This window comes from Ruegeria sp. HKCCD7296 (assembly GCF_013110775.1).
GTDB lineage: Bacteria > Pseudomonadota > Alphaproteobacteria > Rhodobacterales > Rhodobacteraceae > Ruegeria.
The window spans coordinates 45,100-71,337 of record NZ_WVRF01000008.1 but is presented as its reverse complement, the minus strand read 5'-3'; the positions used below and the strand labels follow the sequence as shown (position 1 = coordinate 71,337).

At 57.6% G+C, this 26,238-nt stretch carries 22 protein-coding genes; 9 read left to right on the top strand and 13 right to left on the bottom strand.

Going from position 1 to position 26,238, the window contains the following annotated elements; translation table 11 throughout:
- The first annotated feature begins 57 nt into the window (after window positions 1–57).
- Window positions 58–3,123: an aminotransferase class III-fold pyridoxal phosphate-dependent enzyme gene (locus GS632_RS12520; RefSeq protein ID WP_171722018.1), complete on the top strand. Its 3,066-nt coding sequence runs from the start codon at window positions 58–60 to the stop codon at window positions 3,121–3,123.
- Window positions 3,124–3,173: 50 nt separating this feature from the next.
- On the opposite strand, the gene GS632_RS12515 is transcribed toward GS632_RS12520, so the two are convergent.
- Window positions 3,174–3,644, bottom strand: coding sequence for a hypothetical protein (locus GS632_RS12515; RefSeq protein WP_371810060.1), 471 nt, complete (start codon window positions 3,642–3,644; stop codon window positions 3,174–3,176).
- A gap of 2 nt (window positions 3,645–3,646) precedes the next feature.
- A complete protein-coding gene (hemP, locus tag GS632_RS12510; protein ID WP_171176275.1) occupies window positions 3,647–3,814 on the bottom strand; it encodes a hemin uptake protein HemP in 168 nt (55 codons plus the stop codon).
- Window positions 3,815–4,020: 206 nt separating this feature from the next.
- Here hemP and gph point away from each other — a divergent pair, with 206 nt between their 5' ends.
- Both gph and GS632_RS12500 read left to right on the top strand, forming a co-directional pair.
- Entirely contained in the window at window positions 4,021–4,692 is a 672-nt protein-coding gene (gph, locus tag GS632_RS12505; RefSeq protein WP_171176023.1) for a phosphoglycolate phosphatase, read from the top strand.
- 327 nt (window positions 4,693–5,019) lie between these two features.
- Complete coding sequence (locus GS632_RS12500; protein ID WP_171722020.1) at window positions 5,020–6,723, top strand: SulP family inorganic anion transporter; 1,704 nt, start codon at window positions 5,020–5,022, stop codon at window positions 6,721–6,723.
- Between the two features lie 7 nt (window positions 6,724–6,730).
- Here the strand turns inward: GS632_RS12500 and dld are convergent, their stop codons facing one another.
- The 4 genes from dld to GS632_RS12480 all read right to left on the bottom strand — a co-directional run bounded on the left by dld (window position 6,731) and on the right by GS632_RS12480 (window position 12,823).
- Complete coding sequence (gene dld, locus GS632_RS12495) at window positions 6,731–8,410, bottom strand: D-lactate dehydrogenase (RefSeq protein ID WP_171722021.1); 1,680 nt, start codon at window positions 8,408–8,410, stop codon at window positions 6,731–6,733.
- Between the two features lie 19 nt (window positions 8,411–8,429).
- Complete coding sequence (locus GS632_RS12490; RefSeq protein ID WP_171722022.1) at window positions 8,430–9,581, bottom strand: alpha-hydroxy acid oxidase; 1,152 nt, start codon at window positions 9,579–9,581, stop codon at window positions 8,430–8,432.
- Window positions 9,582–9,593: 12 nt separating this feature from the next.
- Window positions 9,594–11,657, bottom strand: coding sequence for a TRAP transporter large permease subunit (locus GS632_RS12485; protein ID WP_171722023.1), 2,064 nt, complete (start codon window positions 11,655–11,657; stop codon window positions 9,594–9,596).
- Window positions 11,658–11,773: 116 nt separating this feature from the next.
- Window positions 11,774–12,823: a TRAP transporter substrate-binding protein gene (locus tag GS632_RS12480; protein WP_171238556.1), complete on the bottom strand. Its 1,050-nt coding sequence runs from the start codon at window positions 12,821–12,823 to the stop codon at window positions 11,774–11,776.
- Between the two features lie 335 nt (window positions 12,824–13,158).
- Here GS632_RS12480 and GS632_RS12475 point away from each other — a divergent pair, with 335 nt between their 5' ends.
- Window positions 13,159–13,932 carry a FadR/GntR family transcriptional regulator gene (locus GS632_RS12475; protein WP_171722024.1) on the top strand — a complete coding sequence of 258 codons (774 nt, stop codon included), beginning with the start codon at window positions 13,159–13,161 and terminating at the stop codon, window positions 13,930–13,932.
- A gap of 39 nt (window positions 13,933–13,971) precedes the next feature.
- On the opposite strand, the gene GS632_RS12470 is transcribed toward GS632_RS12475, so the two are convergent.
- A complete protein-coding gene (locus tag GS632_RS12470) occupies window positions 13,972–14,538 on the bottom strand; it encodes a hypothetical protein (protein ID WP_253284467.1) in 567 nt (188 codons plus the stop codon).
- 30 nt (window positions 14,539–14,568) lie between these two features.
- Window positions 14,569–15,051 carry an Lrp/AsnC family transcriptional regulator gene (locus GS632_RS12465; protein WP_171176036.1) on the bottom strand — a complete coding sequence of 161 codons (483 nt, stop codon included), beginning with the start codon at window positions 15,049–15,051 and terminating at the stop codon, window positions 14,569–14,571.
- Window positions 15,052–15,159: 108 nt separating this feature from the next.
- On the opposite strand from GS632_RS12465, the gene putA reads away from it, so the two are divergent.
- Window positions 15,160–18,558, top strand: a complete 3,399-nt coding sequence (gene putA / locus GS632_RS12460) for a bifunctional proline dehydrogenase/L-glutamate gamma-semialdehyde dehydrogenase PutA (RefSeq protein WP_171238555.1) — start codon at window positions 15,160–15,162, stop codon at window positions 18,556–18,558.
- 42 nt (window positions 18,559–18,600) lie between these two features.
- Window positions 18,601–19,344 carry a rhomboid family intramembrane serine protease gene (locus GS632_RS12455; protein WP_171238554.1) on the top strand — a complete coding sequence of 248 codons (744 nt, stop codon included), beginning with the start codon at window positions 18,601–18,603 and terminating at the stop codon, window positions 19,342–19,344.
- Between the two features lie 13 nt (window positions 19,345–19,357).
- Here GS632_RS12455 and GS632_RS12450 read toward each other — a convergent pair whose 3' ends face one another.
- Together GS632_RS12450 and GS632_RS12445 are read right to left on the bottom strand one after the other, a co-directional pair.
- Window positions 19,358–20,143 carry an inositol monophosphatase family protein gene (locus GS632_RS12450; RefSeq protein ID WP_171238553.1) on the bottom strand — a complete coding sequence of 262 codons (786 nt, stop codon included), beginning with the start codon at window positions 20,141–20,143 and terminating at the stop codon, window positions 19,358–19,360.
- Window positions 20,144–20,241: 98 nt separating this feature from the next.
- A complete protein-coding gene (locus tag GS632_RS12445; RefSeq protein WP_171176278.1) occupies window positions 20,242–21,147 on the bottom strand; it encodes a LysR family transcriptional regulator in 906 nt (301 codons plus the stop codon).
- Between the two features lie 94 nt (window positions 21,148–21,241).
- Here GS632_RS12445 and metF point away from each other — a divergent pair, with 94 nt between their 5' ends.
- On the top strand, window positions 21,242–22,108 hold the full coding sequence (gene metF, locus GS632_RS12440) for a methylenetetrahydrofolate reductase [NAD(P)H] (protein ID WP_171722025.1): 867 nt from the start codon (window positions 21,242–21,244) through the stop codon (window positions 22,106–22,108).
- A 230-nt stretch (window positions 22,109–22,338) separates the two neighbouring features.
- The gene (locus GS632_RS12435) at window positions 22,339–23,004 is read left to right on the top strand and encodes a J domain-containing protein (protein ID WP_171722026.1); all 666 of its coding nucleotides are present in this window, start codon (window positions 22,339–22,341) and stop codon (window positions 23,002–23,004) included.
- A 59-nt stretch (window positions 23,005–23,063) separates the two neighbouring features.
- On the opposite strand, the gene GS632_RS12430 is transcribed toward GS632_RS12435, so the two are convergent.
- Entirely contained in the window at window positions 23,064–23,582 is a 519-nt protein-coding gene (locus tag GS632_RS12430) for a YHS domain-containing (seleno)protein (RefSeq protein WP_171238551.1), read from the bottom strand.
- A gap of 236 nt (window positions 23,583–23,818) precedes the next feature.
- Here GS632_RS12430 and yghU point away from each other — a divergent pair, with 236 nt between their 5' ends.
- The gene (gene yghU, locus GS632_RS12425; RefSeq protein WP_171235640.1) at window positions 23,819–24,697 is read left to right on the top strand and encodes a glutathione-dependent disulfide-bond oxidoreductase; all 879 of its coding nucleotides are present in this window, start codon (window positions 23,819–23,821) and stop codon (window positions 24,695–24,697) included.
- 60 nt (window positions 24,698–24,757) lie between these two features.
- Here yghU and GS632_RS12420 read toward each other — a convergent pair whose 3' ends face one another.
- Both GS632_RS12420 and GS632_RS12415 read right to left on the bottom strand, forming a co-directional pair.
- Complete coding sequence (locus tag GS632_RS12420; RefSeq protein WP_171176051.1) at window positions 24,758–25,546, bottom strand: SseB family protein; 789 nt, start codon at window positions 25,544–25,546, stop codon at window positions 24,758–24,760.
- Window positions 25,539–26,126 (bottom strand): uracil-DNA glycosylase family protein, encoded by a 588-nt coding sequence (locus GS632_RS12415; RefSeq protein WP_171176053.1) that lies wholly within the window; start codon window positions 26,124–26,126, stop codon window positions 25,539–25,541. The genes GS632_RS12420 and GS632_RS12415 overlap by 8 nt, the downstream gene beginning before the upstream one ends.
- Window positions 26,127–26,238: the final 112 nt, after the last annotated feature.

Here is a 26,238-nt window from a genome sequence, read left to right as displayed (position 1 = left end):
CGAAGGTATTTTTAGCCAGATGAAGAGGATCCCGGGTGCACCGGGGCGGAGAGCGACATGAGCGAATTGGTGAAGTTCTGGGCGGATGCATTGCGGCAGCACTGGGGGCTGGACGCGCGTTTGAAGCGGTTGGATGGCGAATACGACCTAAACTTTCTGGTGCAGGCCACCAATGGGCAGGACTATGTTCTGAAGGTCATGCGAGCAGGTTGCGAAGCCGGTTTGGTGGACCTGCAGATACAGGCACTGGCCCATATTGCATCGGAAGCACCGGGTTTGCCTTTTCCCAAAGTGTTCCCCGATTTGAACGGCGATGTGTTACCCGAGATTACAGACTCTGAGGCTCAGCCTAGGCTGGCATGGTTGCTGGAATGCCTGCCCGGGCGATGCTACGCAAAGGCGGCACCAAAATCCGAAGAATTGATCCTGAAACTTGGGCGCGTGCTGGGAGCAACCGATCGGGCCCTGGAAGGTTTCCAGCATGAGGGGCTGCATCGGGCCGATTTCAAATGGGACTTGATGCAGGCGGATTGGATTGCGGGTAAGCTGGACGCGATTTCTGGTCCTTCGCGACAAGCCTTGCTAAAGGAAATCTGCGGCGGGTTTGCTGCGATCTCCGGCACCCTTGCGGATCTGCCAAAACAAGCCATCCACAATGATGCCAATGACTATAACATTCTGGTCGAAGGGGAATTGAGTGAACGGCGGCGGATCTCGGGCCTGATCGATCTGGGTGACATGTGCGCGGCGCCGCGAGTCTGCGATCTGGCGATTGCCGGGGCTTACATAGTGTTGGACCATCCCAAACCAGAACGGGCGCTGTCTGCGTTGGTGAAAGGTTATCACGCGGCCAACCGGCTGAGCGTCGACGAAGTAGACTTGATCTGGCCGCTGCTGCGGATGCGGCTTGCCGTGTCGGTCGTCAACTCGACCCTGATGGCAGCCGAGAACCCGGATGACCCTTATGTAACCATCTCGCAGGCACCCGCATGGCGGTTCCTTGAGAACGCCTCGGTCAATGGCGGGTTGATGGCGGCGCGCTTGCGCGCGGCGTGCGGCCTGCCTGTTGTCGACGGAGCTGAGCGCATCCAAGCCTATCTGAAGGATCATCGTGGCCAGTTTGCCGATATGTTCGGTCAGGATCTGAGCGATGCGCCCATGGGCTCGCTGTCGGTTGAAAACTGTGTCTGGCCTCAGAACCCGTTCCACATGCCTTTGGCCGAAGCCGCGCGGGTCGGCGAGGAATATGGGCAAGATCTGTGGCTGGGCTATTACAACGAGCCCCGCCTGATCTATGCCGAACCGGGGTTCCGCAAGGGCCCGTGGAAAGCCTCGGACCGGCGGACAGTGCATTTGGCCGTGGATGTGTTTGCGCCTGCCGGGACGGTGCTGCACGCGCCCATGAGCGGGCGGGTTGAGGTCGTCGAGAAACGCGACAGCCACCTCGACTATGGCGGGGTGATCATCCTGCATCACGAAACGCCCGAAGGTGATCCGTTCTATACGCTCTATGGTCATCTGGATCCAGAATGCTGTGACAGGCTGAAACCCGGCGATCCGGTAGCACAGGGGGCGGCGTTTGCCCGGCTGGGCGATGCCAGCCAGAATGGCGGATGGGCCCCTCATGTGCATTTCCAACTGGCCCTGACCACCGATGGTATGGAGGCGGACTGGCCCGGTGTTGGCGATCCTGACGAGATGGAGCTGTGGCACGCGGTCTGTCCGAACCCCGCCGCCTTGCTGAACCTGCCGGATGACAAGGTGTTTTACCAACCCACTGACAAGCAGGCGATCCAGCAAGGGCGACGCGATCATTTTGGCGGTAACCTGTCTCTGACCTATGACGATCCGGTCATGCTGGTGCGTGGGTGGAAACACCACCTGTTCGACGAATGGGGCCGCCCCTATCTGGACGCCTATAACAACGTTCCTCATGTCGGCCATGCGCATCCGCGTATTCAGGCCGTGGCAGCGGATCAGTTGAGGCGGATGAATTCGAACACCCGTTATCTGCATCCGGCCCAAACCGCTTTTGCCGACAAGATCCTGTCCAAACTGCCAGATCATTTCGAGGTCTGCTTCTTCGTCAATTCCGGGACCGAGGCCAATGAGCTGGCTCTGCGACTGGCCCGTGCCCATACCGGAGCGAAAGGGATCGTGACGCCGGATCACGGCTATCACGGGAATACAAACGCGGCTGTGGCGATCTCGGCTTACAAGTTCAACAAGCCTGGTGGCATCGGCAAAGCCGACTGGGTTGAGCTGGTCGAAGTCGCGGATGACTACCGCGGTTCGTTCAAGCGAGACGATGCGGATCGGGCCCAGAAATTTGCCGATCTTTTAGACCCGGCAATCACAGCCTTGAACGCGCGCGGGCAAGGCGTAGCAGGGTTTATTGCGGAAACCTTCCCTTCGGTCGGAGGACAGATCATTCCTCCCAAGGGCTATCTGCCTGCGGTTTATGAGAAAATCCGTGCCGCCGGTGGTGTCTGCATCGCAGATGAGGTGCAGACAGGTCTTGGTCGTCTGGGCGAGTACTACTTTGGCTTTGAACACCAGGGCGCGCTGCCTGACATTGTTGTCATGGGCAAACCGATCGGCAACGGGCACCCTCTGGGCGTGTTGGTGACGACCAGGGAAATTGCGGACAGCTTCAACAATGGGATTGAATTCTTTTCCACCTTCGGCGGCTCGACCCTGTCCTGCCGGATCGGCAAGGAGGTGCTGGACATCGTTGACGACGAAGGTCTGCAAGACAATGCCCGCCTCATGGGAGACCGTCTGATGACCGGGCTGCGTCAGATCGAAAACGACTTTGGCTGTGTTGGCGACGTGCGGGGCATGGGGTTGTTTCTGGGTGTTGAGCTGATCAACACTGACGGGTCAGAAGGAACCGAGATTTGCAGCTATGTCAAAAACCGGATGCGCGATCATCGCATTCTGATCGGCAGCGAAGGTCCCAAAGACAACATCCTGAAAATCCGCCCGCCGCTGACCATCGAGGCCGAGGATGTGGACATGATCCTGTGGGCCTTGCGGGACGTGCTGTCTGAGGTGGGCGACTACACCCCTGCGCCGGTTTGCGATCATGATCATCACCACGCAGGATGTGGATGCTGCTGAACAAGATAACCCCGGCGCAATGCCGGGGTTAAGCCGCCCTGAACCGGGGATCAGTGGAGAACGGCCGAGGGGGTATGGTGTCCGGTTGTCGGAATCCTGAACCGAGCCGTGATGCGCTTGAGGGCAAGACCCAACTCTTCTGACAACGATGCGAGCGCAGGCGCAAAATCCTGGCGCACGATCAGAGACGCCAACATCATCGCATCTTCACGCGCACCCTCGGATGCTGCGGCGATCATCTGGGCGAAGCAATTCTCATCAGCGCCCAGGCACGCGCATTTCAGCCCATGGCGGATTAGGGGGCGGCGTCCATAGGCGGCACAAAGGGAACACACACTTTCCAGCGTCTGCATCGCGGCCTCTCCGCAATCTGCGCCCAAGGCGATCTGAAAATCACTGGCTGCGTCGGTTCGACCGCCCTCACCCTCGCTCCACATCCGCAGATACATCACCGCACATGCTTCAACCGGACCAAGATCCGCAAGGTGGCCAACCGTGGCGCCACCGCGTGTGGATTGCATGCTCATTTCGTCAGGATCAGTTTGCCTGCGCGGGTGATCCGCAAAGTGTAAAGCTGATCGCCAAGTTCGATATGGGCAAGATTTCCGCCCTTTGTCAGCTCCTCGGCCTTGTGCGCGGGAAGCATCGAGACAGGATAACCTTGGGTGGGGGTCGGGTTCTGTATGTTCATCAGGACATCTCCAGAGCGTGTCGGCTTAGCGCCATACCTGTTGCGTTTCATATAGTCTGGCTGACCCCGACTGGGCTGGCTTTCTGTTCCTGCAGCTTAATCTGATTATTTTAGTAAGGATTGTCAAGTGTCGTTTTAACACAAGCGATTGCACCCCTGAAGAGGGCGGGTTACGTCTGCGGTCAGACGAAAAGGACGCGCTGGGCATGACCGCAACAGTTATTTTTGATCTCGATGGAACGCTGGTGGACAGCCTTGGCGATCTGGCCGCAGCGGCCAATCGAACATTGAATGACGTTGGGCATGACCCGCTGTCGATCGACATCATCAAGGGATTCGTTGGCAATGGCCTGCCCAAGCTAGTCGAACGCATGATCCACCATTGCGAACTGCCGCTGGACCGTCATGCGGAACTGACACAACTGACCCTGAAGCACTACAACGCAGCGGCCAGCGAAACGACCATTCCTTACCCCGGCATCCCCGAATCGCTGGATGCGTTACGACAGATGGGTTGCGCTCTGGGCATCTGCACAAACAAGCCCGAAGCCCCTGCCCGCCACGTGTTAGAAGCGCTGAACCTGTCGCGGTTCTTCGATGTGGTGATTGGTGGCGACAGTCTGCCGACCAGAAAGCCGGACCCCAAGCATCTTTTTGCAAGCTTCGATGCCCTTGAGGCAAAAGGTCCCCGCGTATTTGTTGGAGACAGCGAGGTAGACTCGGAAACCGCCGTCAGAGCGAAAATCCCGTTTCTGCTGTTCACGGAAGGATACCGAAAGTCCCGCGTGCAGAACATTCCACATGACATCGCCTATGAGGCTGCTGCAGACCTTCCCATTCATGTGGCGACGCTGGCCCAAAACGAACACGTGTCCTGAACTCGCCCACCAAATCTGCGGGCGGCAAGATCTGTTTCACATTCCCAAAAAGTTAAGAGGGGCCGGCCGAGGGGGTGTGACCAGCCCCTCATCGGGGAAAGTAATTACCGTGTGTTTGTGTGGTAAGTACGGTAGGTCATGTTTACCCCTGATCGTTGCCGCGCAAAATTGGGGGTTTCCCGTAGTCGCGCTATTTTCCCTGAAAACCTGTTAAAAAACCCAGCAGGAGCCTTTCGATTTGCCCATCATGCCTTGCTTAAATTTTGCCCCGACGCTCTGTTGGCAACCAAGATCACACGCAGAACAAATCGGGTAAAAAGGTAACCCATGGAAAACCCGGGCAGAAATCCCAAATCATCACCGTCACCGGTGCTGCAGGGCGTGCTGCCTTTTGACCGGTCGCGTCTTCCGACCGAGATGCTTGCCGGGCTTACCTTTGCCTGCCTCGCGATCCCCGAAGTCATGGGCTATACCAAAATCGCGGGTACGCCGGTCATTACGGGGCTCTATACGATTCTGATTCCCATGGCGCTGTTCGCCCTGTTCGGGTCGTCGCGACATCTTGTGGTCGGGGCCGATTCGGCAACGGCGGCCATAACAGCCTCGGCGCTGGCGGGCATGGCGGTCTCGGGTTCGTCGGAATACCTCGCTTTGGCGTCCCTGTTGGCGCTGATGGCGGCCGTGCTTTTGATCGCTGCGCGGATCATCGGGCTTGGATTTCTGGCCGACTTCCTGTCGCGCACCGTTTTGGTCGGTTTTCTGACCGGCGTTGGCGTTCAGGTTGCCACTGGCGAAATACCCGGTTTATTGGGGATCGAAGCCAGCGGACACGGTACGCTTGCGCGGCTGAACGACGTATACCTGAACTTGGCTCATATCAGCTGGCCAACTGTGTTTGTCTCTGCCGCCGTGCTTGGCGTTGTTGTCGCCTCCACAATGCTGTCGCGAAGAATACCCGGCCCCCTGATCGCAATCGTAGGAGTGATCTATTGCAGCTGGGCCTTTTCCTTCGAAACAATCGGCATTGCTGTTCTGGGGACAGTTCCAAGCGGCTTGCCGTCACTCTCGATACCGAATGTGGATTGGAGTTGGACTTTGTTCAAACAACTCCTGCCCACGGCACTGTCCATCTTCGTGGTTATTCTGGCACAGAGCGCAGCGACCTCACGAGCCTACGCTGCCCGGTACGATGAGAAGTTCAGCGAGAACACAGACCTGATCGGGTTGGGCCTTGCAAATTTCGGCGCGGCATTTTCCGGCACATTTGTGGTCAACGGTAGCCCCACCAAAACCGAAATGGTCGCCAGCGCCGGTGGGCGCAGTCAGGTGGCCCAATTGACTACTGTGGCCATTGTCCTTGTGGTGATCCTGTTTCTCACCAAACCGCTTGCTTATCTGCCAAGTGCCGCCTTGTCGGCCATTGTCTTCCTGATTGGTTTGAAGCTGATTGATCTGCGTGGTCTTACCACGATCTACAAACAAGCCCGCTCAGAGTTCTGGGTGGCCGCCGCAACGGCCGCCGTGGTCGTGCTTGTGGGCGTCGAACAAGGCATTGTCTTTGCCGTGGTCTTTTCTCTGATCGATCACACCCGCCGGGGGTATCGCCCAAAGAACGCCGCGATCGTCAAAACCGAAAACGGTGGCTGGCATTCAAAAGCCCTGACACCACCCAATCAATTTGAACCCGGCCTTGTGATCTATCGGTTCTCGCACGGCATGTATTACGCAAACACACAGCGTTTTACGAATGAAGCCACGGCCATTGTGCAAGGCTCGGACGCGAAACCTGAATGGTTCTGCATCGACGCATCGGCCATAGATGAGATCGATTTTACCGCCGGGTATGCCCTGCGCAGCTTGGTCGAGTTTCTGCATGAAAACGGCATTCGCCTCGTGTTCACGCTGGTTGAACCAGATGTAAAAGCAGAGCTTGATCGCTATGGCGTGACCGATCTGATCGGCGAAGACGCGTTCTTTGACACGGGCAACCGTTTGTTGGATGCCTTCGACAAACGTTCGGCCGCGTCGTGAAGCCCGCTTAGTTGTAGTATTTCGCCTTCGACATCTTACCGATACCAGGGTTGAACGAATTGGTCGGGTCGCAGCACTTGTAATGCGCTGCCAGGTCCGGCTTGGCCTTGTACAGGTGACCCACGTTGTGTTCAGCCGGGTATTCTGCCCCCCGTTCGTCAAACAGTTTGAGCATCGCTGCCTTCAACACCTTGGGGTCCGCGCCCTTTTTGACGATGTAATCCTGATGCATGACGTGGCACATGAAGTGGCCGTAGTAGAGTTTGTGCACCAGCTTATCCTCGATCTCAGGTGGAAGTTTTTCCAGCCAGTCGTAATCGTTGCGGCGCAGCGCGACATCCAGTGCAATAATATCTTCTACATCCGAGTTATGCAGCGCCATGTAACGCACGGCGGCTCCGGCGGCTGCGAAACGATGCAGGCCGGCAATCTTGGCCTCGCGCATATCGCATTCAAAGAACCCAGCTTCACGGTCTTTCAGAAAATCCGGCAACCACGCAGCAGCCTCTGCGATCCCGTCATCTTTCATCTTCAGGATCAGGTGATGTTCGTACTTGTCGCGGAACTCGACCATCCGCTTGGGCAGAACACGCGGCCAAAGCGCTACGGCCATTTGCATGAAACGATCAGTAAAATTGCCGAGGAGCGGTATACGCCGAAGCCGCGCATCAACCGCGCCTTTCATCGCGAAGAAGAACGGCAAGCGATCCGTCCCCAGTTTGTCGATCATCACAACTGTGTCCTTGCCGTATTTGGCGGTGATGTCGAACACTTCACGCTGCATATATTCGGCCGAAACAGGCAGTGACTTGAACCTAGACAGGATATGGCGGCGCAAAGCGGCCAGATCATCGGGGCTGTTCGTTCCAATATAGAACACTTTTTCCGCGTCGTTTTTCCGGAAGGTATCAAGGCGAACAGCAAAAACCGCCAGTTTTCCGGCAGAACCAGCGGATTCGAACAGTTTGGCCTTGTCTGCGTTGAAACGTGCAGGCGTTTCTGCGTCCACATCCCGCACGATCTGTGCGTAGTCACTTGCTGACGCCCGTTTGTTAGTGGCCCCCGGGTTGCGGTCGAAAGTACCGGCGTCAAGGCTTGCCAGAATTTCCTCGGGCGTGTCGCCCAGATCAATGCCCAGATGGTTGACCAGTTCCAGCTCGCCCTGCTCGGATATCCGGGCGTACACGGACAGTTCGGTGTAAACGGGCCCACGCTCGACCAAAGACCCGCCCGAGTTATTGCAGACCCCACCCACAATCGATGCACCGATGCACGAGGAACCGATCACCGAATGCGGCTCGCGCCCCAGCGGGGCCAGAAGTTTTTCCAAAGCAAACAGGGTGGCACCGGGAAAGCTGACGATTTGCTCGCCATTGTTCAACGGGACCAGTGTATCCATCCGGCGGGTGTTGACCAGAACGACATCGCGGTCATAGCTGCCCGACGGTGTCGATCCTTCTGTCAGGCCGGTGTTGGCGGCCTGCATGATGACGATCTTGTCCGATGCAACACAAGCTTGCAGAACCTTCCACTGTTCCGACAGCGTACCAGGCTGAATGACACACAGCGCCTCCCCCTCGCCCGAGCGGAACCCACGCCGAAACCGCTCGGTCGCGCGCTCGCCTGTCAGGACGTGGCGCGATCCAACGACGGAGCGGAAGTGCTTGATCAATTCTTCATTGGTCATCTCGGCCCCCATCTTGGGTTCAGGCGTTGCGGAAACGGATATTCTCGCGGCTCAACTGGTCAACGCTGGTGACGCCCATGAGTTTCATGTCGCGTTCGATCTCGGCCCGCATCAGGCCAAGGGCGCGCTCAACCCCCGCCTGCCCTGCGGCAGCCAACGGGTACAGGTAGTGACGACCAACACCCACGGCTTTGGCCCCAATTGACAACGCTTTGAGCACATGCGTGCCGCGCTGAATGCCGCTGTCCATCATCACGTCCAGCTTGTCACCAACTGCATCGACGATCTCGGCCAGTTGGTCGAAGGGCGTACGCGAGCCGTCCAGTTGGCGGCCCCCGTGGTTCGACAAGATGATCCCGGTGCAGCCGATTTCAGCCGCGCGTTTGGCGTCTTCGACGGTCATGATCCCCTTAAGGCAAAACTGCCCATCCCAGTCGCGCACCATCTGTGCCACGTCATCCCAGTTCATCGACGGATCGAGCATGTCGGTAAAGTAGCCGCCGATCGAGCTGGCCCCTCCACCCATATCGACATGTTCTTCCAGCTGCGGCAGGCGGAATTTCTCGTGCGTGAAATAGTTGATCCCCCACATCGGCTTGATTGCAAACTGGATCATGCCGCCCAGCGTCAGACGGAATGGGATCGAGAAGCCGGTGCGCAGATCACGCTCACGGTTGCCGCCGGTGATGCTGTCGACGGTCAGCATCATGACCTCGACACCCGCCTCTTTCGCGCGCTGCATCATAGCGGCGTTCAGGCCGCGATCCTTGTGGAAATAGAACTGATAGACCTGCGGGTTCTTGTGTTTTTGCCGAAGCTCCTCCAACGACACGGTCCCCAGCGAGGATACGCCGAACATCGTCCCGTATTTCTCAGCCGCCGCCGCAACCGCGCGCTCGCCTTGATGGTGGAACAGGCGCTGCAAGGCGGTGGGTGAGCAATAGATGGGCATATCCAGCTTTTGCCCCATCACGGTGACCGACATGTCCACATCGGACACCCCACGCAGGACCGACGGCAACAGATCACACCGGTCAAACGCGCTGGTGTTTTCCCGATACGTCACCTCATCATCCGCTCCACCGTCGATATAGTTGAAGATGGGCCCCGGCAGCCGCTGTTGGGCCAGCCGCCGGAAGTCGTGGAAGTTATGACATTGGCTCAGACGCATCAGGCAGGCTCCTTAGTAGGCGACCGAGGGCAGCCAGGTGGCTAGTGTCGGCCATAGGAAGACTAACGCCAGGCCGGTCAACTGCAACAACACGAAGGGGATGATGCCTTTGTAAATGTGGGTCAGCTTGATCTCGGGCGGGCAAACGCCTTTCAGATAGAACAGGGCGAAGCCCACAGGCGGCGTCAGGAAGCTGGTTTGCAGCGTCACCGCCACCAGGATCACGAACCACACCAGCGCGGGTTCATCCAGAACGCCAAAGCCGGGGATGTCGATGCCCAACCCGTTCACGATGGGCCGCATCAGAGGCAACACGATCAGCGTGATCTCGATCCAGTCCAAAACGAAGCCCAGCAAGAAGACGATGAACAGGATGAAAAGGATTGTGCCGTTGGCTCCGAAACCGGTGGATTGCACCACATGCTCGATCAGCTCGTCCCCGCCCAATTCACGCAAGACGTAAGAGAATACGGTCGCCCCAAGGAAGATCGCGAAGATGTACGCAGTGGTGTTGAAGGTCGACACCAGCACGTTCCACAGTTTCGCAAAGGTCAGCTTGCGATAGCCCAGTGCCAGCAGCGTCGCACCCAGCGCACCGATGCCCGAGGCTTCGGTCGGCGTGGTCAGACCCGCAAAGATCGAACCTAGCACGGCGAGGATCAGCATCAGCGTTGGGATGACGGCGATCAGCACGTCTTTGACAGCGGCCCAGTCGGGGGCTTTTGCGCCCTCGGGCACAGGGGCTGCGTCACGTTTGATCAAGGCAAGTAGAAAGATATAGGTCAGGTACAGTCCACCGATGATGACACCGGGGAAAACAGCCGCCATGAACAGATCGCCGACAGACAAGGCCATCTGGTCGGCCATGATCACCAGCATGATCGAGGGTGGGATCAGGATACCCAGCGTACCAGAAGCCGAGACGACACCGGCGGCCAGCGTTGGCTGATATTTTTGCTGCATCATCGACGGCAACGACAGTACGCCCAGCAGAACCACCGAGGCTCCGATAATGCCTGTAGAGGCCGCCAGAATGATCCCAATCAGAGTCACGGTGATCGCCAAACCTCCACGCACGGTACCGAACAGGCGCTGCATCGAGGACATCAGACGCTCGGCCACACCGGATTCGTCCAGCATCAGGCCCATGAAGATGAACATCGGCAGGGCGACCAGAACCGCGTTGGACATGGTGGCATAAACGCGGTTCACGACCGCACCGAGGGTCAGGTAATCGAGCCCGGTAAAGGTGCTCTCCAGCCCCGTCCACAGCATCAGATCGTTGTCGAACAGGTAAGCCAGACCGCAATAGGCCACGCCGACACCGGCCAGCACCCACGCCACCGGATAGCCGGTGAACAGCAGCGCGATGAAGGTCAGGAACATCGCGATGACCAGCTTTTCCTCGGTCGTTTCGACAAGGAAGGTCAAGCCCACGCAAACAGCGGCGAACACGGCCAGAACCAGCAGAATACGACGCAGTGGCGCGCCTTCACGTTCCGAGGCCGGTCCATAAAGCAGCGCGTGCCCATCGTGGATCAACCGTGCGAGTGCAGCCAGGGCGAGCAGGATGAAACTGATCGGAATGACCGCCTTAAACGCCCAGCGCGCAGGCAGACCAGTTGGGCTGTCCGAGCGTTCATTGACGCGGAAGCTTTCGTAGAAATAGTCGTACCCCTGGTCGACCATCAAATAGATGAACGGTGTCAGCAGGGTCAGGATACCGATCACTTCGATGATCCGCTGCGCGCGGCGTGACAGCTGCATATGCAGGACGTCAACGCGGACATGGCTGTCTGTGATCAAGGCATAGGAAATGCCGATCATCGTGACAATGCCGTAGAAATGCCACTGGATCTCGTCCAGCTTGGGATAGTTCTGGCTGAACAGGTAGCGCAGCGAAACCTGGCTGAAGATCGCAGCCATCAGCAGGATATTCGCCCACATGACCACATGGCCTACCGCTTTGACGCCCGTGTCGATAGCGACGGCAATTTTCTGGCGGTCTGTTTCGGGATGCTCCAGAATGCCTTCATAGGCTTCGACCGGATCATTTGTATATAGTTCGTTGGCCATGGTCATTCCTCGCTCAGCACCCCGGCGTGCGGGGCAGTGAAAGGTTAGAAATTCCGTTTTTGGGAGAGTTCGGAGCGGCGGATTCCGCCGCCCCGGTAACGTCAGTTAGGGAGAGTTTACTGACGTGGGAGGAACGCGTTGGTCTTCCACAGGTTGTAGCCGTCGCGGAATTCGTTCATGTCGGCCAGGACTTGTGCAAAAAAGGCATCGTTTGCGGCTTCTTCAGCGGCAACTTCGTCCCAGGTGGCGCGGAAGGTATCCAGCATCACGGGCGACCACTGCTTGATGGTGACACCGTTGTTTTCAACGTTGTCGATCAGCGCGGCATGCTGGATCGCTTCACCTTCGGCAAAGCTGTCCGCCATCGACGCCTTACAGGCGCTTTCAATGATTGCCTTGTGCTGGTCGCTGGTTTCATTCCAGACGTCTTTGTTGATCAGCAGTTCGAACACAGTCGCCTGCTGGTGCCAGCCGGGGAAATAGTTGAACTTGACCAGTTTATGGAAGCCCAGGCGCGCATCAATGGCGGGCATCGAAAATTCAGTCGCGTCAATCGCGCCTTTTTCCAGCGCGGGGAATATCTCACCACCCGGCAGCAGCGACGTTGCAACACCCAACTTCTGCATAACTTTGCCGCCCAGACCAAAGAAACGCATCTTCAGACCGTTCAGGTCTTCGGGCGAGTTGATCTCGGTTGCGAACCAACCCGAGGTTTCGGGTGCGATGATTGCGCAAGGCAGAACTTTTACGTTGTAACCGGCCTGATCATACATTTCCTGATACAGAGTCATGCCGTTGCCGTAGTAGAGCCACGCCATGTATTCACCCGCTTCGGGGCCAAAAGGCACAGCCGAAAACAGCGGCGCAGCCGGGATTTTACCGGCCCAATATCCGGCTGTGGTGTAGCCCGAGTTGATCTTTCCAGTGGATACCGCGTCCAAAATTTCGAACGGCGGAACCAGCTTGCCCGGCTCGTACACTTTCATCTTCAGCGTGCCGCCCGACATCACGTCAAGCTGTTCGGCAACACGCGGGATCGGCGAGCCCAAGCCCGGCAATTCGGTCGAGAACGCAATCGGCGTTTTCAACAGCAGTTTGTCTGCGGCAACCGCAGGCGCGGCCATAATGCTGGCCGCCACGGCCAAGCTCGTCAGGGTCTTCTTCATGAATTCTCCTCCAGGGTTGGTCGGGGTTTCAGCCCGATCATTGGCGCAGGCTCTTCCAGCGCCGCTCCGGTGGTAAACTAACTTTACCAGAGTTAGCCAGTCAACAATTTTATTTACCATTGGTTGATTCCCAAAAATCCCTGCGACGTTAGACGCGGCCTAAAGAACAACTTTTGAGATCTGCTAAAAAATAGGACAAATCCCAAAAACCTTTCACGAACAACAAAGTACCTAGCTACTTGTAAGAACGCTCAGAAGCTTGAGTTTCGCGCGGATACGGTTATGTTTGTTTACCAGTTGCTGCGGATTTCCAGCTTCAAACAGGGCAGTGCATCATGAACACCAAGGCAATTTTTGAACCGGTTGGACACGAATCGTTGGCCGAGGCTGTGGTTGCACAAGTCGAAGATCTGATCGCCTCGGGCATCCTGAAACAGGGCCGGAAACTGCCTTCGGAACGCGATCTTGCCGAAATGTTGCGCGTATCGCGCCCAAAGCTACGCGAGGCGCTTCAGGTGCTGGAAGAACGCGGTCTGGTTGCCACGCAGCACGGCGAAGGCACGTTCGTGGCAGCCCTGACCGGACAGGCCATGATGCCTGCTCTTCTTGCACTGTATGAACGGCACGAGCCTGCTTTTTTTGATTATCTGGAATACCGCCGCGAGCAGGAAGGCTTCGCGGCCCGCCTTGCTGCACGTCGGGCAACCAAGGCGGACAAGGAGCGGATCGCCGAAATCCTAGACGAAAATGAGCGTGCGTGGCAGGAGCAAGACGCCAAAGCCTCGCAAGAGGCAGACTTTGCGCTTCACTCAGCGATTGTCGATGCCAGTCAGAACGCAACCCTCATCCATATGATGGCGTCGATCTACGAACTCACCCGTAAAGGCGTTTTCTACAATCGTGATTTCCTGCGCACGATTGACGGAACGGGGGAAAAGCTGCTGCAGCAGCATCTAGAATTGGGTCGCGCGGTGATCGACGGTGATGAAGAACGAGCCGAAAAAGCGGCAACCGAACACATCGACTTTGTCGAAAAGTCTTTCAAACTGGGAATTGAACAGAGACGACGTGAGGTCATGGCTGAAAAGCGGCGAATACTATCACGTTAATGCGTGCCCACCGGCTATTCGGATACCAAGGCCCTATTGTCAGATGTCCTTTCCAGGCGGTTCCAACAGACCACCCGGCTCTATCAACGCCCGCTCTGACAGCCAGGGATTGAGATCAAGAGCCTCAGACAGTGCAGCGCGCGCGTCCTCCTGGCGCTTCAAACCCAGCAAAGACAAAGCACGCCCGCTGAGTGCCCCAATGTGGTTTGGCGACAATTCAATTGCGACGTTCAAGTCTTGCAAAGCCGCACCAAAATCCTGCCTGAGGTAGTTTACAAAAGCTCGCTGATTGTAACCTTCAGCGTAGGTCGGACAATAGTCGACAAGTTGGTTGAAGTCGTCCAAGGCGCCCAGCAAATCCCAAGCTTCTCGTCGTGCCATCCCCCGATCCAACAAGGTTTGTGATCGAGAATCCGGTGCATCCGTCCAAAGCACCCACATCTGATCCGAGATGGCACGCGCGTCGCTTTGCGACTCTGCCTTTTGAACCTGCTTAATGAGCGCCTCAACCCCTTCCGTATGATCCGGAGACATAGGGCATGTTTCAGCGAGCGCCAAAAGCGGAAAGGCGATCATAAGACTCGTGGCAGCGAATACTCGTTTCATGCCCCTAGGGTGGGTTGAAATCCTGTTCCGTCAAGCCTGTTGTTCAAACCCGCCAAGCATACCGGTTTCTTTAACAGCCTCCATCGCCACAAAAGTTGACGTGCTGGCAACATGCGGCAGGGATGAGATTTTCTCGGCCAAGACACGACGGTACTCGGACATCGTGGCGGTGCGAACTTTTAGAAGATAATCGAAATTCGATGCAATCATATGCGCCTGCTCGACTTCGGCGATCTTACGGACAGCGGCATTGAACTCGGCCAGCGCCTTTTCGCGCGTGTCCGTCATGCGCACTTCGACAAAAGCCACGTGATCCAGCCCAAGGCGGATCGGATCCAGCATTGCCCGATACCCCTTAATCACTCCGCTCGCCTCCAACCGCTTGAGCCGCGCCTGTGTCGGGGATTTCGACAAGCCGATCTCGCGCGCCAGATCGGCGACCGAAGCACGACCGTCTTCAGCCAAAATTTTCAGAATCGACCGATCGAACCGATCCAGATCAGGAAAGTCCATTTGCACTGCCTATTTCCACAAAATCAGAACACTTGCCTTCGGATACATAAATTTTGGGCCATTGTCCTGTATTTTCCACCCTATATTAGCGCAAAGACCGGAGGACTCATGTCACACAGCCTGCGCACACTTATCGACACGCCAACCTATGCCGATCAATCGGCTGTCCTTGATACCCTGATCACTCAAGCAGACCTGACGGATGCAGATCGTGTCACAATCTGCGCCGCCGCGGCGCAGTTGGTTCGCGACATCCGCTCCAGCACTTCGCCGGGGTTGATGGAAGTGTTTCTGGCCGAATACGGCCTGTCTACTGATGAAGGCATCGCATTGATGTGTTTGGCCGAAGCGTTGCTGCGCGTGCCGGATGCTGACACTATCGACGCGTTGATCGATGACAAGATCGCTCCGTCCGACTGGGGCAAACATCTGGGAAAATCCTCGTCATCGCTGGTGAACGCGTCCACGTGGGCGCTGATGCTGACCGGTAAGGTTCTGGACGAGGGCAAAGCCTCTCCGGTCGGGGCATTGCGAGGGGCCATAAAACGACTGGGTGAGCCAGTGATCCGAACCGCCGTGGCCCGAGCGATGAAGGAAATGGGACGGCAATTCGTTCTGGGTGAATCCATTCAATCCGCGATGGATCGCGCCCGTGGAATGGAGGGAAAGGGCTATACCTACTCCTACGATATGCTGGGCGAAGCCGCGCGGACTGAGGCGGACGCAGCGCGCTATCACCTGTCATACTCCCGCGCTATTTCGGCCATTGCCGATGCTTGCACCCATGACGACATCCGTGCCAATCCAGGTATCTCGGTCAAGCTGTCCGCCCTGCATCCTCGCTATGAGCTGGCGCAAGAACAGAGGGTCATGGACGAGTTGGTCCCGCGACTGCGGGCTCTGGCATTGCTGGCCAAAGCCGCCGGCATGGGTCTGAACGTCGATGCAGAAGAGGCAGACCGCCTGTCGCTATCGCTGCAGGTTATCGAAGCGGTCATGTCTGATCCGGCCCTCGCCGGGTGGCACGGGTTCGGTATCGTGGTGCAGGCTTACGGACCGCGCGCCGGGCTGGTTCTGGATACGCTGTACGACATGGCGCAGCGCCACGACCGCAAGCTGATGGTGCGCCTGGTCAAAGGGGCCTATTGGGACACCGAGATCAAACGCGCGCAAGTCGAAGGCGTGGATGGGTTTCCAGTGTTCACCCACAAGGCAGCAACCGATGTCTCGTACATCGCCAATGCCCGCAAACTGCTGAACATGACCGACCGGATCTACCCGCAATTTGCCACCCACAACGCCCATACGGTCAGCGCCATCCTGCATATGGCCGACGATCAACCTTATGAGTTCCAGCGCCTGCATGGCATGGGCGAAACTTTGCATCAGATCGTGATGAACAAACAGAACACCCGGTGCCGGATTTATGCGCCGGTCGGGGCGCATCGTGACCTGCTGGCATATCTAGTGCGACGCCTGTTGGAAAACGGAGCAAACTCGTCTTTCGTCAACCAGATCGTCGATGAAAACGTGCCCCCGGAAGAGGTCGCCGCAGATCCGTTTGTCACTGTACAGACGCCGCCGCCCGCCCTTCCGACAGGACCCGAGCTGTTTCAACCAGAACGCCCTAATTCCAAAGGGTTTGATCTGCACCACACGCCCACTCTGGATCGGATCGAGGCGGCGCGGGATGGGTTCCGGGCCTATCACTGGTTTGCTCAACCTCTATTGGCCGACAAGGCCAAACCAGAGGCCGAAGAACCTGTTACCAACCCGGCCAACCCGCAGGACCGGCCCGGTTCCGTTGCGCCAGCCAGCGCTGCGGATGCAGAGTTGGCCCTGGCCTCGGCCAACCCCTGGGACGCACCGGCTGCTGAGCGTTCGCGCGTTCTTAACGCTGCTGCCGATCTTTATGAAGCGAACTATGGCGAGCTTTTCGCCCTTCTTGCTCGCGAAGCCGGGAAATCCCTGCCTGACGCTGTGGCGGAACTGCGCGAGGCGGTGGACTTCCTACGGTATTACGCGGCCAACATTCCTGCGGCCAAGCCTGCGGGTATTTTCACCTGTATCAGCCCGTGGAACTTCCCTCTGGCCATTTTCTCAGGGCAGATCGCAGCGGCGCTGGCCACCGGAAATGCAGTGTTGGCCAAACCTGCGCCTCAGACGCCTTTGGTTGCACATCGCGCCATTCAATTGATGCACGAGGCGGGCGTACCGCGCGACGCACTGCAATTGCTGCCTGGTGGACCTGCTGTAGGCACGGCGCTGACGTCGGATGAACGCATTTCGGGTGTGGCCTTTACCGGGTCGACAGCCACCGCGCTAAAGATCAGGGCCGCGATGGCCGGGAACATGCGCCCCGGTACGCCGCTGATCGCGGAAACTGGCGGCTTGAACGCCATGATCATCGACAGCACGGCCCTGCCCGAACAAGCAGTACAATCAATCATCGAAAGCGCCTTTCAGTCGGCGGGTCAGCGTTGTTCAGCCCTGCGGTGTCTGTATCTGCAGGAAGACATCGCCGAAGACGTGCTGACAATGCTCAAAGGGGCAATGGACGCGCTGAGCATTGGAGATCCTTGGCTGATCTCAACCGATTGCGGCCCGGTCATCGACGAACAGGCCCGGCAAGGCATAGCTGATCACGTGGCCAAAGCGCGCAGCAAAGGGCGGGTTCTGAAAGAGCTTCCGCTGCCGCCCGAAGGCACTTTTGTTGCCCCTACCCTGATCGAGGTTTCTGGTATTGCCGCGCTGGAACGCGAGATTTTCGGTCCTGTGCTGCACGTGGCCCGATTCAAGGCGCAGGAGATCGACAAGGTCATCGCCGAAATAAACGCCACTGGATACGGGCTGACCTTTGGACTGCACACGCGCATCGACGACCGGGTGCAGCATGTGACCGAGGCGATCCATGCGGGCAACATCTATGTGAACCGCAACCAGATCGGCGCCATCGTTGGCTCTCAGCCCTTTGGGGGCGAAGGGCTTTCGGGCACCGGCCCCAAGGCGGGTGGGCCGAACTACATGGCCCGCTTCTGCGCGCCGGATCGTCAAAATACGGCGGATACCTGGGGTGCTGTAGCCGATTTGCCCGCCCCTCAAGGGCAGCCTGTGCCGGTCAAAACTCAATCCTTGCCCGGTCCCACAGGTGAATCAAACCGCCTGAGCGAATACCCACGCTCACCCTTGCTGTGTATGGGCCCTGGAGAGGCCGCCGCGCGTGCGCAGGCCGAGGCTGTTCAGGCGCTTGGCGGTACGGTCATTAAAGCGATCGGGATGCTGGACCTGCACCGGTTGGAAAACCTGACCGACATCTCAGGCGTGTTGTGGTGGGGGGATGACGAAACAGCCCGGCAGATCGAGCAGCATCTGGCGCGCCGCGACGGCCCAATTCTGCCGCTGATCCCCGGCAAGCCCGACCGTGCGCGGGTTCTGGGCGAACGTCATGTCTGCGTCGACACGACAGCTGCGGGCGGAAACGCTGCGTTGTTGGGAGGTGCGGCATAAGCTTGCATTGACGCTGGGCGCGCAAAAGCCCAGCGTCTCATCATGTTTCCGATCCGTGACCATAACCCTTCGGGGCGCACGCCTTACGTTGTATATGCCCTGATGGCCGCCAACATCCTGATCTTTCTCAGCTATGTGGGGATCATGGATGAAGGGCCGAAGATCAGCAGGCTGTTTTATGACTACGCCATCATCCCAGCGCGCGTCAGCGATGGGTTTGGGTTGGAAACCCTAGTAACATCCATGTTCCTGCACGGCGGCTGGATGCATCTGGCGGGAAACATGCTGTTCTTATGGATCTTCGGAGACAACCTGGAAGACGAGATGGGCCACCTGCCCTTCCTTCTGTTCTATCTGGCAGCTGGGATTGGCGCTGGCCTCATTCACATCATCACTGGGCCGGACTCTCAGGTGCCGACCGTCGGCGCCTCGGGCGCGATTGCAGGTGTGATGGGCGGGTATCTGCTGCTGTTTCCGAAAGCACGGGTGGATATCCTGCTGATCCTGATCGTCTATTTCAGGGTCTTCACCATTCCGGCCTTCATCATGCTGGGGATCTGGCTGGCGATACAGTTCTTTGGCAGCATCACCAGCAATCCAGACGAAGGCGGTATTGCCTATTGGGCCCATACCGGAGGCTTTGCCGTGGGTTTGATCCTGTGCATACCGCTTTGGCTGCGGCGTGGAGGCGCGCAGTTCTGGGACCGCACCCGCGGGCACCCGCCCCACCCGGAAGCGAAGTACAAGCTTTCGCGGTCACGTATTCCGCGTGTTCCGCGCCGGTAAAGTTAAGAGCGGCTCAGCCCCGGATCACTTTGGCGAACTGATCAAAGATCGGTTCGTTCGAGCAAATCACTTCACCATCCTCCAGCACATTGCCTTCGGGGTTCAGTGCCTGCACGAAGCCGCCTGCCTCTTTCACGATGATGATACCAGCCGCCAGATCCCATGCGTTCAGGCGGCGTTCCCAGAAACCTTCGTACCGGCCAGCGGCGACATACGCCATATCAAGCGCAGCAGCACCCCAGCGGCGCACACCGGCGCAAGCGGGCATCAAACGCGCCAGGTCTTGCAGGGTCGCGGGCAGATCCGAACGACCCCCAAAGGGCAGACCAGTCGCGAAGACCGACTCGATCATGCGGTGACGGCCCGACGCGCGAATGCGGGTGTCGTTCATCCATGCACCCTCGCCCTTCTCAGCAAAGAACATTTCATCCTTGGCAGCGTCATAGATCACACCGGCAACAATCTTGCCCTTGTGTTCAAGAGCGATTGAGATCGCCCAATGCGGCAGGCCGTGCAGGAAGTTGGTGGTGCCATCCAACGGATCGACAATCCAGCGGCGGGTCGGATCTTCGCCGTCAATCGCGCCACCTTCTTCGGCCAGCCAGCCATAGGTTGGACGCGCGCCCAGCAACTCTTCTTTCAGGATGGCTTCGGCTGCGATATCGGCCTTTGAGACGAAGTCTCCCGCGCCTTTCATCGACACCTGCAAATTCTCGACTTCACGGAAATCCTTGACCAAAGAACGCCCCGCTTTGCGCGCGGCTTTGATCATGATGTTGAGATTTGCACTGCCAACCATTGTCAAAAGGCTCCTGTCCGGTCAAACCGCGCGTATACTGCTGCAATGCGCCCTTGCCAAGAGGAATGATACGCATAACAGACCCCCGGAAAACGCCGTTACTGGGATTGCAGCTTGCGCGCCTCATCCCGGGCCAGTTTCACCAGTTCCTGAACGTAAGGTTTCTCAAGATCCTCCGACCGGATCGCAGCGTACAGGCGTCGCGTGATCCCTTCTTTTGTCAGGGGTCGGGTCACGTAATCCGAGTTATATTTCACCTCGCGCACAACCCAATCCGGCAGGACCGAAACCCCCCGGTTTGACGCGACCAGCAGCAGTATTACGGCGGTCAGTTCCACTTGGCGGATTGTTGCGGGCTCAACCCGTGCAGGGATCAGCAACTGGCTGAACACATCCAGACGCGTGCGCTCGACCGGATAGGTGATCAGGGTTTGTCCCCGAAAATCTTCGGCCTCGATATACTCTTTTTCAGCCAGGGGATGGGTTGAAGCCGCCACAAAGACAGCGTTGTAGTCAAACAGCTCCACAAACTCGACACCCGGCAGGTCTTCGGGGTCGGACGAGACCACCAGATCTACCTCTTCCTTTTGCAAGGCCGGAAGCGCGTCAAAGGCCAGACCTGGGCGGATGTCCACATCGACATCGCCCCAAGACTTTCTGAAGGCTTCGAGCACCGGAAACAGCCATTCGAAACAGGCGTGGCATTCGATTGCGATATGCATCCGCCCGGTGCGCCCGTCCCTCAGCGAAGAAAATTCATGCTGAGCGGCCTCAACCTGCGGCAGGATCTGTTCAGCCAAGCGAAGCAAGCGCAACCCGGCGGCCGACAGTTTCATGGGTTTCGAGCGGCGCAGAAACAGTTCGACCCCCGCCTGATCCTCTAACCCTTTGATCTGATGGCTTAACGCAGACTGAGTGATGTTCAACTGGTCTGCTGCACGGGCCAGCCCACCGCATTCATGGATCGCTTTGATAGTACGCAGGTGCCGGAACTCAATGTGCATTTCGAACAGCATTCATGTTGTTGTTGAATAATATGAGTTTGTCTCACATTGCCCGCCATGGCACAAGAGGCTCAGATGATCCAGCGAGGCCGTTATGTCCAAACCTGAAATTTCCTTTGAGTTCTTTCCGCCCAAAACTCTGGAAGCCTCTTTTCGTCTTTGGGACACGGTTCAGACCTTGGCTCCATTGGACCCTCGCTTTGTTTCGGTCACCTATGGTGCAGGTGGCACGACACGTGAACTTACACGCGACGCGGTCTCGACCTTGCATAAGTCGTCAGGGTTGAACGTCGCTGCACATCTGACCTGCGTCGATGCCTTACGGCAGGAAACATTGGAGATCGCCGACACGTTTGCGCGCGCCGGTGTGCAGGACATTGTTGCCCTGCGCGGTGACCCGCCGAAGGGTCAGGACAAATTCGAACCCCACCCCGACGGATTTGCCAATTCGGTTGAGTTGATCGAAGCCCTGGCCGAAACCGAGATGTTCAGCATTCGCGTCGGCGCCTATCCAGACACTCACCCTGAGGCCGCAGATATGGCTGCGGATGTGGATTGGCTGAAGGCCAAGCTGGACGCTGGTGCTGATGAAGCTCTGACGCAGTTTTTCTTCGAGGCTGAAACCTTCTTTCGGTTCCGTGACGCCTGCGCCAAAGCGGGCATCGACAAGCCGATTGTGCCCGGCATTCTGCCGATCGAGAACTGGGCAGGTGCCCGCAATTTCGCCAAGCGCTGCGGTACACATATTCCTGTGTGGGTCGAAAACGCCTTTGAAAAAGCTGTGCGCGACGGGCGTGAAGATTTGCTGGCAACAGCGATCTGCACCGAGCTGTGTTCAGATTTGATCGATGGCGGCGTGGATAAGCTGCATTTCTACACCCTCAACCGCCCGGAACTGACGCGGGATGTATGTTTCGCACTCGGCATTACGCCGCAGGTTGAACTGGAAAACGTCGCCTAACATACCAAAATTTTCAATGATTCGCACGGGTTACGTTCACACTCAGGCGATTTTCATCCTACTTTGTGCAAACTGTTTCACACTCTCATAACCAAATTCACAGTTTTCGCGACAATTGAATCTCAAGATCCCAATTGTTATCCGCACCCCAGCAAATCCACCCCGAAATTTGACAAAACTATGTCCAGGGCGACACTTGGGGCGTGTAGTTTGTAATGAGTGTTTTGAGTATGGAACCTGTAGATAAAGTGCGTGCGCGCACCGATGCCCTTGCAGATTTGGGATTACCCCCATCTGCCAGTTCCCGCGAAATCCGAGAGGCGTGGCGACAGATCGCCTTTCATTCGCATCCCGATCACAGGGAAGGGGACAGTTCTGGGTTTTCACGCGCCAAGGCCGCCTATGACTTTCTGCGGAAAGAGGGTTTGGCAAAAAAAGGTGGGGGCAAAGCTGGCCCGACTCAGCCGCGCCGTCCCCATTTGAAAAAGCGGATCATTGAACTTCCGCAGGAAGAAATTTCGGCCTGCAAGGCAATGCTAAGTCCCGATCAGGTGTTGTCACATCGACACGGCGAAGATGATACACCAGGCATACCCGAAGCGTGCGTATCGGACCATGTACCGGACGCAGTTGGCTGCTACGGTCGGCATTTGACCTACTTCGTCACCACGCCTGTGCATCATGGCGCAAATCGGGTGGCTCTACCGACCACGGTGCTAAGCGGTGCGCGACATACCGAGGCGGAGATCCTGAGCTTTCAGTCCAAGGATACCGGCGCCGGAGAGGTGGTGATCCCGGACACGATCCGTGAACGCAAATTTCCAGGGGCCAAGAGCGTGAAGATCCGGTTTGACGCCGATCAGGACATCCGGGATCAATTCTGGCTGGCGGGTTGATCGCAAAAAGCCCGGCTAAGGTAGCCGGGCTTTGAACTTTTCAAAGTCTCGTTGTCAGATCAGTTGGTAACAGGACCTTCCGAGGTGAATTTTGGGATAACATTGGTCGAGGCGTCCGAGGATTCGATGCCTGGCCAGTTGCCTTCTGCGATGTTGATGTTGCCCGGCACATCTTCTTCCCAGAAGCCAACAACCACATCGGTGATGTTAAGATAAAGCTTGTCATCGACGATGCGCCACAGGTTAGGGTTGGCTGGAACTTTACCGCCCTTGGACACACCATAAGCGCAGTGGCCATCATATTGCGGAGCATAATAGGCCGGGTTCTCAAGGAACTTGTCACGGTTTTCTTCAGTCGCGAAAGCCCAGGTTGCGCCGTTGTATTCTGCGGTTATATCAGCGTTTCCGCGCACACCTTCTGGCTGTGACTGGCCGATCGAAACCTGATCCAGGCTGCGATAGGCAACAACGTCATAGCCCGAAACCGCAAAACCGGTTCCATCAACATATTGAGGTCCGGCAAAAGCGGGTACCGCCAAGGCCATGGCTGCAGCGAAGGTCAATGCAAAGTGTTTCATGTGGTCTATCCTTTTCGTATCAACTGTGTCCGTGGAGCCGTCATGGCAGGTCTGCCAAGACAATATGCGATTCCCGCGCGGTTCGTAGTCCTCCTAACGCCCCTGTGACCCCGCACGGGAAAACGTGAGAGTTTGGTCGCGGATTGTTACAGAAAAAGCCTGAAGCACCGGGTTGGACTCGGCGATTTGCAATATTAGCTGTAAGACAGCCATGGTATAGGCATGAAAGGCAAGAGATGAGCGACCAATCCCCCTACACCCCCCCAGCGGTCTGGACCTGGGACAGTAAAAGCGGCGGCCAGTTCGCCAATATCAACCGGCCGATTGCCGGTGCGACCCACGACAAAGACCTGCCTGTCGGACGCCACCCCCTGCAGCTGTATTCGCTGGCCACGCCCAACGGCGTGAAGGTCACTGTGATGCTGGAAGAGCTTTTGGCGCTAGGCCACGAGGGGGCCGAATACAACGCCTGGCTGATCAACATCGGTGAGGGTGATCAGTTTGGTTCGGGCTTTGTCGATGCCAACCCGAACTCAAAAATCCCCGCCCTTTGGGATCGGTCGGGCAAAGAGCCTGTTCGCGTGTTCGAAAGCGCCTCGATCCTGTTCCATCTGGCCGAAAAATTTGGAGCGTTCCTGCCCGCGTCCGGCCCTGAGCGGACCGAAGTGATGAATTGGGTGTTCTGGCAGATGGGCAGCGCGCCCTATCTGGGCGGCGGGTTCGGCCATTTCTACGCCTATGCACCCGAGAAATGGGAATACCCGATCAATCGTTTCGCGATGGAGACCAAGCGCCAGCTAGACGTTCTGGATCGGGAATTGGCGGATAAGACCTTCATCGCTGGAGACGAGTACACGATTGCCGACATGGCGATCTGGCCGTGGTATGGCCAGCTGGTTCTGGGTCGCCTCTACAGTGCTGCCGAGTTCCTGGATGTTGAATCATACAAGAACGTCATGCGTTGGGCCAAAGAGATTGACGCGCGTCCAGCAGTTCAGCGTGGTCGAATGGTCAACCGCGCCTTTGGCGAGCCGCACACGCAGCTTCACGAGCGCCATGACGCCAGCGATTTCGAAAACCGTACGCAGGACAAGTTGGAAGCGGCTGCGGAGTAACCGCATTCCAAGCGAAACACCACGCGGTGCAACGTGCGCCGCGTGTTTGCGTCTTGTCGGTTACTTCAGAATTGGCGGGTTGTCAGGGTTGCTGCCGGGGGCTTCCCGCATCGGCTCAGCCACCTGCGGCTGAGGCAGATCAAACCGAAGCCCCACTTTGGCCAGCAACGCGGCAGTGGGCGCACTGGCCGCGAAAAAACCAACATCCATTGCACCAGCCTCGATCCCGGAAAAGGTCAGCGCCTCGGACGCGGCCTTGGCCAACGCGGCCTCGGCCCCGTCAACTGCATCGACAAAGCCCAACATATGCCCCTGTGCGCCGGCCTCTGACTTGGTTGCAACCAAATAGGCGGCGCGCGCCAGCCCGCCCGCGGTTGCCAGTTTGGCATCCAAGGCGGTCAGCAAAGTATCGGGCAAGCCAGACGGCGGCATGAATTCAGCCAGCTTTTCCTCGACCTCTTGTGGATCGTGTTGCAGCGTTTCGGCCAGCCACTCCAATGCCTCTGCCGGCACCAGCATCGATGAAGGCGCGGTTTCCAGGTTCAGGCCCAGCCCAATCACCTGCCCTGCCAGCATCCCGGAAAGCACCCGCCCTGAAAGCGCCACGTAAGGTACAGGGCGACCTGCGAACTGCGCCAACCGTTCCTCTCGGTCAAAGGCCAGCACATAGCGCCCATCCGCTACGTCGAACAATTCGGGCGAGATATTCTCGTCCTTCGCTTCCTCGGTCAGCATCAGGAACAGCTCGCTGTCGGCAAGCCGCTCAAAGAAACGTAGCCGGGCGGCATCGTTTCGCGGATCCGCCTGCATCGCGGCATGTGCTGCGTCCAACGCCGTGGTTTCAGTCATTCAACACCTCTTGGACCCGCGCGCGCAGAACCGGCAAAAGCTCGGTCTCGAACCACGGGTTTTTCTTCAACCATGCCGTATTGCGCCAGGACGGATGTGGCAAGGCAAAGACCCGCGGCGCATGGTCCTGCCAGCCTTGCACGGTGCTTGTGACCGAACCTCGCGCACCAAGGTGATACTTGTGCGCATGACCACCAACCAAAACGGTCAGCGGCACCTGGCCCAAAACGCTCATCACCCGATCATGCCAGGTCTTTCGGCACACGGCGGGCGGCGGAAGGTCCGCGCTGCGTGCATCGTAACCGGGAAAGCAGAACGCCATAGGTACAATCGACACGCGGTCACGATCATAGAAGATCGTCTCATCAATCCCCAACCATTGCCGAAGCCTGTCACCTGACGGATCGGTAAAGGGCCGCCCCGACTCGTGCACTTTCGCACCTGGGGCCTGCCCTGCGATCAAAATGGGCGTACCAACGCGGAACCAAACAACCGGGCGGGGTTCATGGGCTGTTTCAGTCTGCGCAAACTTATCAGCACACAGTCGGCAAGCGCGAATTTCCTCGGCAAGGCTGTCCATCGGAATTCAAAACCTCTTGCGGCCCAAGTGTCACGATGGGGAACATAGGGTCCACCAGCCACACCGCCAATGCAGTTGTCACAGGTTTTACCGCAATGCATTGATCATTTGT